This is a genomic window from Kouleothrix sp. 19917, assembly GCF_057073505.1.
In genome coordinates, this window is sequence record NZ_CP097099.1 from 6,701,712 (window position 1) to 6,713,080 (window position 11,369).

At 65.4% G+C, this 11,369-nt stretch carries 7 protein-coding genes; 5 read left to right on the top strand and 2 right to left on the bottom strand.

What is annotated here, in order from left to right; all coding sequences use genetic code 11:
* Positions 1-8: 8 nt before the first annotated feature.
* The 5 genes from M1P90_RS27175 to M1P90_RS27195 all read left to right on the top strand — a co-directional run bounded on the left by M1P90_RS27175 (position 9) and on the right by M1P90_RS27195 (position 7,973).
* Positions 9-857: a DegV family protein gene (locus tag M1P90_RS27175; RefSeq protein WP_483698762.1), complete on the top strand. Its 849-nt coding sequence runs from the start codon at positions 9-11 to the stop codon at positions 855-857.
* A 22-nt stretch (positions 858-879) separates the two neighbouring features.
* Positions 880-1,716 (top strand): DegV family protein, encoded by an 837-nt coding sequence (locus M1P90_RS27180; protein WP_483698763.1) that lies wholly within the window; start codon positions 880-882, stop codon positions 1,714-1,716.
* A gap of 136 nt (positions 1,717-1,852) precedes the next feature.
* A complete protein-coding gene (gene recG / locus M1P90_RS27185; RefSeq protein ID WP_483698764.1) occupies positions 1,853-4,369 on the top strand; it encodes an ATP-dependent DNA helicase RecG in 2,517 nt (838 codons plus the stop codon).
* Positions 4,370-4,690: 321 nt separating this feature from the next.
* Positions 4,691-6,967, top strand: a complete 2,277-nt coding sequence (locus M1P90_RS27190; protein ID WP_483698765.1) for an ATP-binding protein — start codon at positions 4,691-4,693, stop codon at positions 6,965-6,967.
* A 151-nt stretch (positions 6,968-7,118) separates the two neighbouring features.
* Positions 7,119-7,973: a DUF7282 domain-containing protein gene (locus tag M1P90_RS27195; protein ID WP_483698766.1), complete on the top strand. Its 855-nt coding sequence runs from the start codon at positions 7,119-7,121 to the stop codon at positions 7,971-7,973.
* 294 nt (positions 7,974-8,267) lie between these two features.
* Here M1P90_RS27195 and M1P90_RS27200 read toward each other — a convergent pair whose 3' ends face one another.
* Entirely contained in the window at positions 8,268-9,545 is a 1,278-nt protein-coding gene (locus M1P90_RS27200) for a glycosyltransferase family 4 protein (RefSeq protein WP_483698767.1), read from the bottom strand.
* A gap of 9 nt (positions 9,546-9,554) precedes the next feature.
* The gene (locus M1P90_RS27205) at positions 9,555-11,255 is read right to left on the bottom strand and encodes a S8 family serine peptidase (RefSeq protein ID WP_483698768.1); all 1,701 of its coding nucleotides are present in this window, start codon (positions 11,253-11,255) and stop codon (positions 9,555-9,557) included.
* Positions 11,256-11,369: the final 114 nt, after the last annotated feature.

Here is an 11,369-nt window from a genome sequence, read left to right on the forward strand (position 1 = left end):
GCCAGCGCATGGCCGGTATTAAAATCGTCACCGACAGCACCGCCGACATCCCCCTGGGCCTGGCGCATGAGCTTGGCATCGAGGTGGTGCCGATGTATCTGCACGTCGGCGAGCAGACCTTCCGGGCTGGTCTGGATATTACCAACGACCAATTTTACCAGTGGATGCAGGATGGGCGTATCAAAGCCACCACCTCGTCCCCGCCGCCGATCATGTACGAGCAGCTCTACCGGCGGCTGACGCCCGACTACGACTATATTTTCTCGCTGCACCTGTCGGGCCGGCTTGGCTCGACATGCCGCGCCGCGCAGCAGGCCCGCGCGCGCCTGCCCGCATCGGCCACGCGCATCGAAGTGATCGACACCAAGCTGGCCTCCATGGGTCTGGGCCTGGTGGTGACGCATGCGGCGCGCGCGGTACGCGATGGCGCAACACCCGCCGAGGTTGCGCAGCTGATCAACAACCTGAACCAGCACTGCCATGTCGTCTTTTTCGTGGATACAATCGAGTATCTTGAGCACACTGGCCGCCTTTCGCTGGCAACCTCGGTGCTTGGCTCGATGCAGCGCATCAAGCCGCTGATGCTGCTCGACGAAGGCGAGATCGTGCCCTACGAGCGCACCCGCACGCGCGCCAAAGCCATCGAGGGGCTGTATACCTTTATTGAAGATTTCCCGCATGTGCAGGAAGTGATCGCGCTCTACTCGACCACGCCGGAAGATGTCGAGAAGCTGCTGGAGAAGGTCGACCCGATCTTCCCGCGCGATCAGGTGCAGATCATGCAGTTTGGCCCGAGCATTGGCGCGCACCTGGGGCCGGGTGCGATGGGGGTGGCGGTGTTCGAGGGAATGGAGTAAGTAGCCGATTCGCGAGGTCGTTTTGATCAAAATCGTTGTCGATAGCACCGCCGACCTACCCCACGAAATCTACAAAGAATATGACATTACGGTCGTGCCGGTGCTGGCACAGTTTGGCTCCGAGACGCTGCGCGATGATGTTGATTTCACGCGCGACGACTTCTACCGCCGGCTGGTGGACGAGCCCGAGCCGCCCAAGACATCCGCGCCGACGCCGGGCATGTACGAGCACTGGTTTCGTGCGCTGACCGAGGCCGGCCACGAGGTGCTGTCGATCAGTCTGGCTGGCAACCTGAGCGGCACCTTCAACGCCGCGCGCCAGGCCGCATCGCTGATCGAACATGGCCGGGTACACTGCGTCGATGGCATGAATGTCTCCATCCCGCTGGGCTTCCTGACGCTGAAAGCTGCACAGGCTGTGCGCGACGGCGCGACGATTGAGGAAGCTGCCGCACTGGTCGAGCAGCGGCGCGACCGGGGCGTGCTGCTGGTGGCCTTCGAGACTCTGCGCTACCTTGAGAAGGGCGGGCGGATCGGGCGTATGCGCGCGCTGCTCGGTACCGTGCTGAGCGTCAAGCCAATTATGGAAGTGAAACTGGGCGAAGTGCTGCCGGTGGAGCAGGTGCGCACCTGGAAGCGCGTGCCGCCGCGCATGGTCGAGCTGGCGCAGGCGCGCGGCGCATACGACGAACTGGCCGCGCTCTACACCACCGAGCGCGCCACTGCCGAGCAAATGGCCGACCAGCTTGCCGCTGCGGGCCTGATGCCACGCGAACGAATCCTTATTCAGCAGGCTGGCGGTGTGCTGGGGGCGCACGCCGGGCCGGGCGCGGTGGGCATTGGCGGGCTGCTGAAGTAGCGCGGGTGAGCGGGTTGCAAGTTGGCAGGTTGCAGGTTGCGGGTTCAATCCCAAAACCCCAGACCCGAAACCCTTTTGCGTTGCGTGTTTCCGTAGAGGCGAAGCTTGTTTTCGCCAATCGTAAACTATACGGGTTATGGACGGCAAAGATCAGATCATTGAGCTAGGCAAAATTCTCCGCGCCGAGCAAGAGCAGGGCTACGCCGACACGGCCGCGCCGGGCGGGATGGAGCGCTACCTGACCGCCTGGCGGCTGGCTGCCAACGGCGCGCTGAGCCACCCCCCGGTGCAGCAGACACTGGAGCTGCTGGCGGGCTATAGCGTCTTCGACGCGATTACGCGGAAGACGCGCATCGACATCGCAATCGACGCGCTGCGGGCGTTGTTCCGCCCGGCCGCGCCCGCGCCCGCCAAGCCAGCCGTGCCCGCCGCCAAATTGCGCCCGCAGCCCGCCACCGAAAAACCTGCCCCGCCGCTCACCCTCGAAACCGCAATCGACCAGCTGCCGGGCATTGGCAAGGTCACTGCGCAATCGTTCAAGCGCCTGGGTGTGCGCACCGTGAACGACATGCTCTACCACTTCCCGCACCGCTACGACGACTTCACCTCGCAAAAGCAGATCGCCGACCTCGAAATTGGCTCGACCGAGACGGTGGTGGCCTCGGTGGTCGACATTCGCACCTTTGGCACGCGCAGCGGCATGAGCGGCATTGAGCTGCTGGTGGGCGACCAGAGCGGCAATCTGAAGGTCGTGTTTTTCCGCCAGCCGTGGCTCGCCAAGCAGTTCGTGATCGGCGCGCAGATTGTGCTGAGCGGCAAGATCGACTCGTTCCAGGGCCTGCGCCAGATGACCGGGCCGGACTGGGAGCCGTACAGCGACGACGAGCTGATCCACACCGGCCGGCTGGTGCCGGTGCACCCGCTCACCAAGGGCCTGTACGAACGCAATGCCCGCAGCATCATCAAGCGCGTGGTCGACCGCGCCGCGCCGCTGGTGCAGGATTACCTGCCCGCGAAGGTGCGCGACCACGCCGGCCTGATGCCGCTGGCCGATGCGCTGGTGCAGATCCACTTCCCCAACGACAAAGAGCACCTCGAACGCGCCCGCCGCCGGATCGGCTTCGACGAGTTTCTGTTCATTCAGCTTGGCGTGCTGCAACGCAAGCTGCTCTGGCAGGGCGAACATGGCTATGCTATGCCCTTCAATCAGGACGTGCACGAAGAACTGCTGTCGAAGCTGCCCTTCGACCTGACCGGGGCGCAGGTGCGCGCGCTGGAAGAGATTTTTGCCGACATGCAGCGCCCGGTGCCGATGGCGCGCCTGCTTCAGGGCGACGTTGGCAGTGGCAAAACGGCAGTCGCCGCCGCCACCGCGCTGCAGGCGATTGCAAACGGCTTCCAGGCCGCAATCATGGCCCCAACCGAAATTTTGGCCGAGCAGCACTACAAAGGCTTGAAAGCGCTGCTGGGTCAGGTTCGCGTGCCGCGCCAGATGCAGGAAGCCACTGCGCCCGCCGCCGACCCCAAGGCAGCCGCCCACCAGACTGAGCTGGACGAGCTGAAGCGCATGCTTGGCATGGTGCCGGAAGACGACCTCGACGGCGCGGGCGTGCGCGTGGCGCTGCTGACCGGCAGCCTGGGCGCGAAAGAGCGCCGCCGCGTGCTCGAGGGCATTGCCAAGGGCGATGTTGACCTGGTGGTGGGTACGCACGCCTTGATCACCGAAAGCGTGCAGTATGCGCAGCTTGGCCTGGTGGTGGTGGACGAACAGCACCGCTTTGGCGTCGAGCAGCGCCAGCGCCTGAAGGACAAGGGCTTCAACCCGCATATGCTGGTGATGACGGCCACGCCCATTCCGCGCACGCTCACCATGACGATTTATGGCGACCTCGACACCTCGGTGCTGGACGAGCTGCCGCCCGGCCGGCAGGAGATCAAAACGCGCTGGATCGTTTCGGCTGAGCGCGACAAGGCATACAAGCATATGCGCCGCGAAATCAGCCGCGGGCGGCAGGCGTATGTCGTCTGCCCGCTGGTCGATGAGAGCGAGAAGGTCGACCTGCCCTCGGCCGAGGAGATGTACGCCAAGCTGCAGGGCGAAACCTTCCCCGACCTGCGCGTCACGCTTATCCACGGCAAAATGCAACCGCGTGATAAGGATGAAGCGATGGTCTCGTTCCGCAACCACGAGTACGATATCATGGTCGCAACGGCGGTGATTGAAGTGGGCATCGACGTGCCGAACTCCACGACGATGGTGATTGAGGGTGCCGACCGCTTTGGCCTGGCGCAGCTGCACCAGTTTCGCGGGCGGGTTGGGCGCGGCATGCACCAGAGCTACTGCATCCTGGTGAGTGATAAAGAAAATGAAGTCACCAAGCAGCGGCTTGAGGCCATGGAGCAAACCCGCGATGGCTTCAAGCTGGCTGAGATCGACCTGCAACTGCGCGGGCCGGGCGAGTTCTTTGGCACGCGCCAGAGCGGCACGCCCGATCTGAAAGTCGCGCAGCTGGCCGACACGCGCCTGCTCCATGCTGCCAACCTTGAAGCGCAGAAAATCCTGGCCGAAGACCCGCAGCTTGCCCGCCCCGAGCATACGCTGCTCAAAGGCAAGGTCGAGCAATTCTGGGCCGACGCGGCCAAGGCGGGATAAAGCGTAGTGCGTGGTGCGTAGCGTCGCTCCTGAGCTTGATAGCCGCAAACAGAACAGTTGAGCCACAGAGTGCACCGAGAGCACGGAGCCTTACAGCCCGATGCTATCAGACCGATTGTCTTGCTCTCCTGAAAAGGCTTTGGAATGCCACAAACCTCCTGACCCCTGCCTCCTGTCTCCTGTCCTGCGTTTCGTTGTCTCACCTCAACGCTTCGTTGTGTCTTCTTCACGAATGCCCCGCGCTGCTTCCTCTACCATAACGGGGGCCGCCCCGCTTGGGTGCGTGGCCTTGTGACGCTGCACACTCAGAGCGGGGTTTATATGCAAGAACAACGGGAGCAGCCGCTGCACCAGCGACCGGGCGACGGGCTGGCCCGGCAGGCATCTGGCGCGGAGGCGAAATTCCAGTCGCTGCTCGAATCGGCCCCCGACGCGATTGTGATTGTCGATCGGGGTGGCACAATCGTGATTGTCAACCATCAGGCCGAAGTCTTGTTCGGCTATGGGCGCGACGAACTGCTGGGCCAGCCGGTCGAGCTGCTGCTGCCCGAACGTGTGCGCGACACGCATGTGCATCACCGTGAGCACTACGCCGCTGCGCCGCGCACCCGCCCGCTCGGCAATGGCTACACGCTGCGCGGCCAGCGCAAAGACGGCAGCCAGTTCCCCGCCGAGGTCAGCCTGAGCCCCTACCACGACGAGCAGGGCATGCTCGTCACCAGCGTCATTCGCGACATCAGCGAGCGCGTGCGCGCCGAAGACGAACTGCGCCGCCAGACACAGCTGGTGCAGCTGCTGCAAGCCGTGGCGGTGGTGGCGAACGAGGCCAGCGCGGTCGATGAAGCATTGCAGCGCGCGCTCGATCAGGTGTGCGCATTCACGGGCTGGCCGCTCGGGCATGTCTGCGTGCCCGAGGGCTGCAACGACTGTTTTACGCCGACGGGCATCTGGCATTTCGAAGAGCCTGAGCGTTTCGCGCCATTCATTCAGCAGACCGAGGGCCTGCGCTTTGCAGAGGGCAAAGGCCTGGTTGGCACCGTGCTGGCCAGCCGGCAGCCGATCTGGCGCGAGCAGCTTGGCAGCGACCCGCTCTTTCTGCGCGCAGAGTCGGCGCGGGCGTGCGGCCTGCGCGCAGGCCTGGCCTTCCCGGTGCTGGTGGGCAGCGAAGTTGTCGCCGTGCTGGAATTCTACACCCCTGCTGAAAGTGCGCCCGACGCGGCGCTGCTGGAGGTACTGGCGAACATTGGCGCGCAGCTTGGCCGCGTGGTCGAGCGCACCCGCTCGGCGGCGGAGCTGGAGCGACGGGTGCAGCGCCGCACCGCGCACCTCAACGCGCTGCTGGAGCTGAGCAAGGAGCTGCTGCCCACCCGCGAGCTCGATACACTGTTGCAGCGCGCAATGAGCAACGCCCTGGCACTGGTGCCAGAAGCCAACTGCGGCGCGATCTACCTCTACGAAGCGGCGAACAACCGGCTGGCCCTGCGCGCCAGCTCGGGTTTTAGCCAGCTGCCCGCCACCAGCGTGCCCGCCAGCCTCGGCCCGCTGGGCGTGGCGTTTAGCACCCGGCAGGCGCAATCGGCCAGCACAAGCGCGGAATTTACCGCCCTGACACCGGGCCTGAGCGACGAGCAGCGCGCTCAATTGCTGCGCGCGCTCGACCTGCGGGCGCTGCCAAGCGGTGCGCTGCTGCTGCCGCTGGTGGCGCATGATCAGGCGGTGGGCGTGCTTTTGCTGCTGCGCAAAACCGGCAGCGGGGCATTCGCCGCCGAAGCGCGCGCCACGCTGGCAGGGCTGGCCAGCCTGACGGCCGCTGCCATTCTGGAAGAAGGCAGCTCGCGCCGCGCCGCCACGCTTTCGAGCCAGCTCGCCAGCCTGGAAGAACAGCAGCGCGCCCTGACCGAGCGGCTCAGCTCGGCCGAATCGGCGATTTTGCAGGCGGCGCGGCTGGCGGCGGTGGGCGAGCTGGCGGCGGCAATCGCCCATGAGATCAACAACCCGCTGTACGCCGCCCGCAACTGCCTCTACCTGCTCGAAAACGAGCTCGCCGACCTCAAACACAGCTCGGAATACCTGGGCATTGCGCGCGAACAGCTCACGCGCATTGCGGGCATCATCCAGCGCATGCGCGATTTCTACCGGCCCGCGCGCGGCGACCTCGCGCCCGCCAATCTCAACCAGCTGATCGAAGACACGCTGGCGCTGGCGCAGCTGAACACGCGCAACGTGGCGATTGAGATCATCTTCACGCCCGACCACGCGCTGCCACAGGTGCTGTGCAACGCCGACCAGCTGCGCCAGGTGTTTCTCAACCTAGTGCTGAACGCAATCGACGCAATGGCCGAGGGCGGCACGCTGACGGTGCGCACCACGGCGGGCCAGAATGTGGCGCTGGTGGAGATCGCGGATACCGGCGTCGGCATCCCGGCCGACATTCGTGAGCACCTGTTCGAGCCGTTCTTCACCAACAAGCCCAACGGCACCGGGCTGGGCCTGTCGATCAGCGCACATATTGTGACGCAGCACAACGGCCAGATCGAGGTCGAAAGCAGCGTGGGCGCGGGCAGCACCTTCCGCGTCGTGCTACCATACGAGCCCTGAGCAGGGGTCAGAAGGCACAAGTCAGAAGTCAGCATTTCTGAAACCAGAATTTCTACAGATTCAAATTTGCGCCTCCTTACGAATACTGTGTATCGCGGAATGAACCGCAGCGGCGGCCCGACCGCCGACCGACAAGTAAGGAGGCTGTTCAATGGTGCGGCACATTCGTTTCCTGCGTTTTGCGCTTGCGCTGGTGGCGCTGATGGCCTTGATGGCAGTTGCGCCGCTGGTTGGCGCGGCACCGCGCGCGGCGGAAACCAAAAATGTGACGGTGAAAGATTTCGAGTTCGCGCCCAAGGAACTGACGGTCAATGTGGGCGACACGGTGGCCTGGTCGAACGAAGGCCCGGCCCGCCCGCACACCGTCACCGCCAACGACGGCTCCTTCGACTCGGACAAGCTGGATGTCGGGCAGGGCTTTTCGTTCACGTTCACCAAGGCCGGCACGTTCACCTATGCGTGTAAGTTCCACGACGTGATGCAGGGAACCATTACCGTGCAGGATGCTGCCGCGCCCGCGCCCGCCGCAGCCGCGCCGGCCCAGCAATCGGGCGGCTCGGTGGATGTGAGCGATCAGGCGGTTGCGAATAGCGCGATCACGGTGGCGAATGTGAACGCAGCCCAGGACGGCTGGATTGTGGCGCACCTCGACGAGGGCGGCAAGCCGGGCAAGGTGCTGGGGCAGACGGCGGTAAAGGCCGGCGATAACAAGAATGTGTCGATTGCGCTGAGCGAGGCCGTGCCGGTGGGCGGCAAGCTGTGGCCGATGCTCCATGTCGACGCGGGCACGATTGGCACCTACGAGTTCCCCGGCGCCGACACGCCAGTGAAGGACGCATCGGGCAATATTGTGATGAAGCAGATCACGGTGACGGCGGCCAGCGCGGCTCCGGCGGCGCTGCCACGCACGGGTGGCTCGGACGACGCGACCCCGGCGCTGCTGCTGGGCGCGCTGGCGCTGCTGGTGGCTGGCGCGGCGCTTACGCTTCGCCGACGGCGCGCATAATTTCGCACACGCACGGAAACGCCGGCCATCGCAATTACGCGATCGGCCGGCGTATTTTATTATCCGCAGATTACACAGATTTCACAGATGCTGTGGCTTGCAATTGTACACTTTCGTATTCTGACGCCGTGCTATTGCCTGCGGCAGCAATGCATTCCGGATCATTGTTGTGTGTAATTTTCCGCGCCTAGCGCGGGAAATTACACACAAAGACAGAGGAAAACACTGTTGGTATAAAAAACTATATCTGCGTAATCTGTGTAATCTGTGGATTATTGGCCTGATGAAGTTGCGCTAGATGTTGAGCAGAACCGCGCGGTACAGCGCCTCAACCCGTGGGATGACCGCGTCAATCGCGAAGCGCTGCTCGATGGCGTGGCGCGCGCCAGCGCCCAGTGCCCGCCGCTCGGCGGGTGAAGCGAGCAGGGCGGCGAGCCGCCGCGCAAAGCCAGGGACGCCCGCCTCAAGCGCGCCGCTCACGCCATCTGCAATGATGTCGGGCGTGCCTCCTGTGGGCATGGCCAGCACCGCCGCGCCGCACGCGCCCGCCTCAAGCGGCACGCGGCTGAGCGGCTCGCCCCAGGCCGAGGGAAAAAGGAGCAGCTCGCAGCCGGCCATGAGCCGCAGCACCTCGTCGTGCTCGACCCAGTCGAGGGCGCGCACGGTGACGCCCAGCGCGCCAAGCTCGTGCAGCAGCATGGGGCGCAGCGGGCCATCGCCAGCGAGCACCAGCTCGGGCAGGGCGGCCGCACGGCGTTGGCCTTGCAATGCGCGAAAGATTTCCGGCAGCAGTTGCGCTCCTTTATTCTGCTCCAGCTTGCCAACAAACATCAGGTAGGGCGTGCCGGGTGGCACGCTGGTTTGGGGTGTGGCCAGGGCGGCATCCACGGCGGCCAGATCGACCATGTTCGGGAGGACGTGCAGCCGCGCAGCGGGGACGATTGGCGCGAGGCGCGCGGCCATGTAGGCGCTGACGGCGATCACCGCGCTGGCCTGGCGCAGGGCCTGCTGGCGGCGGCGCAGGTGGGCGAGCATGTAGGGAATGGCGGCGAGCGCCGGCACGCCACGCGCCACCCCCAGCCGCACCGGCAGGTCGGTTGCGAGCGAGGCCCAGTTCTGGCCGGGGTAGGGCAGGCGGTTGGCGTGCAGGCCGGTGCTGAAATAATCCCACGGCCAGTGGTCGCGCACGGTGATGAGCACGGGCGCGCCAAGCTGCTGGCCGGCCAGCACCGCCGCCGCCGAGCTTTGGACGTGCTGGGCGTGGATGATGGTTGGCTGGCCGGGCTGCCCCTGCGCGGCAATGGCACCGGCCAGGCGCGGCCAGAAGCGCTCGTAGCGGAAGTAGTTCTGCACAAAGGGCAGGCCCGGCGCGCGGTAAGGCACGCGCACCGTCGGCACACCCAATACGTCTTCGCGCGTGGGCGCGCCTGCGCCGCGCTGCGGCACAATCGCGGTGACGTGGTGGCCACGCGCGATCAGGGCGCGCGCGAGGGTGTGGGCGCTCCAGCCCGCGCCACCGCAGCGCGGCGGGAAAACGTCGCTTGGCAGCAGGATGTGCAGCGGCTGGCTCATAAACCTCGGCTAGCTGAATGCGGCAACGAGCGGCGTGTAGAACAGCTCGCGCTCTTCGACGGTGATTTCCAGCGCTTGCGTGTCGGGCGAACCGACGCTATTGCTGGCGCGCACGGTGAACTGCCAGCTGCCTGCATCAGCGGGCACACCGCTGATCAGCCCGCCCGCGCTGAGCGACAAGCCCGGCGGCAGCTGGCCCGAGCTGATCTCAAACGCGGGCTTGGGCGCGCCGCTGGCTGCGAACTGAAACGTATAGGGCAGCTTGCGCACGCCCACTGGTGGCTGGCCGCTGGTGAACAGCGGTGGCGACTTGAGTGCGGCCAGCGCTTTGGCAGCGTTCAGGATGCCCGTGCCGCAGTTGCCGCTGCCCTGCGCGCAGCCGCTTGGAAAGGGCGTGACGTTGTCCGTTAGCAGTTTCTTCACCTGCGCCGGCGTGAGCGAGGGATCGACCGAAAGCAGCAGCGAGGCGACGCCCGCCACGTGCGGCGCGGCCATGCTGGTGCCCTGGTAGTAGCCATAGGTGCTGGTGCCGGGCGTCGTCGCACCGCTGTTCAGGGTCGAAAGCACGCCGTTCGGGTCGTTTTCGAACCCCTGCTCGCCGCCCGGCGCGCTGAGCGCGACCTCGGGGCCATAGTTGCTATAGCTGGCGAGCTGGCCCTGGCGGCTGGTTGCACCCACCGCGATGACATTATCGCAGTTGGCGGGCGTGGCGCTGCTGGCGGGCGTGGCAGAATTGCCCGCCGCCACAACCACAACAGTGCCGAGCGCGACCGCATCGTTGATTGCGCTCTGGTAGCTCAGCGGGCAGGCCGCGCTGCCGCCCAGGCTCATGTTGATCACGCGGGCGGGGTGGGCGTTGAGCGGCACGCCAATCACCGGAATGCCCGCCGCCCAGCGGATGGCGTCGGCAATATCGGAAACATAGCCGCCGCACTTGCCAAGCGCGCGCAGGCTGAGAATTTTCGATTGCTGGTTGATTCCGGCCACGCCAATGCCATTGTTGGTGGCGGCGGCGATTGTGCCAGCCACATGCGTGCCATGCCAGCTGCTGGAATAGCCGAAGCCGCCGCACTCGCCAAACTCGGTCCAGTCGCCCGGATCACTCGGGTCGGCGTCGCGCCCGTTGCCATCATTCCCAACAAAGGAGTCGTTGATAAAATCGTAGCCCAGGCCACTCACCAGCCGGCCCGCCAGGTCGGGGTGGTCGGGGCGAATGCCGGTATCGATCACGGCGATGGTCAGGTTCGGGTCGCCGGTGGTATATTCCCACGCCGCCTCGATATTTGCGCCGCCCGAGCTGGGCGGGCCGAAATCCCACTGCTGGCCGTAGAGCGGGTCGTTCGGCCCACCCATTGGCACGTTGAGGTAGTCGGGCTCGGCGTACAGCACATTCGGGCTGGCGCTAAGGCGGGCGGCAATTGCGCGTGCCTGTGCGTCGGGAACGGCGGATGGCAGGCGCAGCACGTGTGCCTCGCCCGACATAGCGCGAGCATAGGTAAGCTGCACGCCCGCCTCCATGCTGAGCGCCTGGAGCTGGGCTGGGCGCTGGGCGGCATCGCGGGCGGCCAGGTCGGCGGTGGGGCGCAGGGCAATAATAATCTGATTGGATTGCCCTGGCGCGGGCCGCGCGGCTGGTTGCGCGGCGGCCGGGGTGGCGAGCAGCAGCAATGCGAATGCTACAACACAAAGCATAAAACGGGGACGATGCATGAATAATTCTCCTTGGCGGTGCTTGGATGGGCCGCAGGCCGTGTGTGGCACTGGGGCGTTATTGAATCAACGTTTGCCGAGGGGTGCTTTTACAAAGGTCTGGCAAAATTGTAG

Excerpts from the sequence above, each read along its gene's own strand:
- M1P90_RS27175 (WP_483698762.1), top strand. The coding sequence starts at position 9 with ATGGCCGGTATTAAAATCGTCACCGACAGCACCGCCGACATCCCCCTG.
- recG (WP_483698764.1), top strand. The coding sequence starts at position 1,853 with ATGGACGGCAAAGATCAGATCATTGAGCTAGGCAAAATTCTCCGCGCC.
- M1P90_RS27190 (WP_483698765.1), top strand. The coding sequence starts at position 4,691 with ATGCAAGAACAACGGGAGCAGCCGCTGCACCAGCGACCGGGCGACGGG.
- M1P90_RS27195 (WP_483698766.1), top strand. The coding sequence starts at position 7,119 with ATGGTGCGGCACATTCGTTTCCTGCGTTTTGCGCTTGCGCTGGTGGCG.
- M1P90_RS27200 (WP_483698767.1), bottom strand. The coding sequence starts at position 9,545 with ATGAGCCAGCCGCTGCACATCCTGCTGCCAAGCGACGTTTTCCCGCCG.
- M1P90_RS27205 (WP_483698768.1), bottom strand. The coding sequence starts at position 11,255 with ATGCATCGTCCCCGTTTTATGCTTTGTGTTGTAGCATTCGCATTGCTG.